General features: G+C 51.5%; 1 tRNA gene and 2 rRNA genes. All 3 read left to right on the top strand.

The annotated features are described in order from the left end of the window. A 16S ribosomal RNA gene (locus BS626_RS18015) occupies positions 1–234 on the top strand; the annotation flags it as partial. A 90-nt stretch (positions 235–324) separates the two neighbouring features. Then, a tRNA-Glu gene (locus BS626_RS18020) sits at positions 325–400 on the top strand. 209 nt (positions 401–609) lie between these two features. Then, positions 610–847, top strand: a 23S ribosomal RNA gene (locus BS626_RS18025); the annotation flags it as partial.

The raw sequence follows: 847 nt of genomic DNA on the forward strand, positions 1-847 counted from the left end.
GGAGTCTGCAACTCGACTCCATGAAGTCGGAATCGCTAGTAATCGTGAATCAGAATGTCACGGTGAATACGTTCCCGGGCCTTGTACACACCGCCCGTCACACCATGGGAGTGGGTTGCAAAAGAAGTAGGTAGCTTAACCTTCGGGAGGGCGCTTACCACTTTGTGATTCATGACTGGGGTGAAGTCGTAACAAGGTAACCGTAGGGGAACCTGCGGTTGGATCACCTCCTTACCTGAAGATACTGCCTCGTGTAGTGCTCACACAGATTGTCTGATAGAAAAGTAGAGAAAGCAGAGCGTCTGCGAAGCCACGACACAACGTGTCCCCTTCGTCTAGAGGCCCAGGACACCGCCCTTTCACGGCGGTAACAGGGGTTCGAATCCCCTAGGGGACGCCACTGCTTGGTGACAGGTGAAAGGTGTCTCCCCCGATATCTCAAAACTGGTTTGCGAACCACGTTTGAGATATTTGCTCTTTAACAATCCGGAACAAGCTGAAAATTGAAACGACGCGTTGCGCCCATTCTTCCGTAAATAAAGAATGACGGCGGCGACGCGTTCGAGTCTCTCAAATTTTCACGATTCACAGGACGCCTGTGGGTTGTGAGGTTAAGCGACTAAGCGTACACGGTGGATGCCCTGGCAGTCAGAGGCGATGAAGGACGTGCTAATCTGCGAAAAGCGTCGGTAAGGTGATATGAACCGCTACAGCCGACGATGTCCGAATGGGGAAACCCAGTGTGTTTCGACACACTATCGTTAACTGAATACATAGGTTAACGAGGCGAACCGGGGGAACTGAAACATCTAAGTACCCCGAGGAAAAGAAATCAACCGAGATTCCC

The organism is Pantoea sp. 1.19, from assembly GCF_001922585.1.
Lineage (GTDB): Bacteria > Pseudomonadota > Gammaproteobacteria > Enterobacterales > Enterobacteriaceae > 1-19.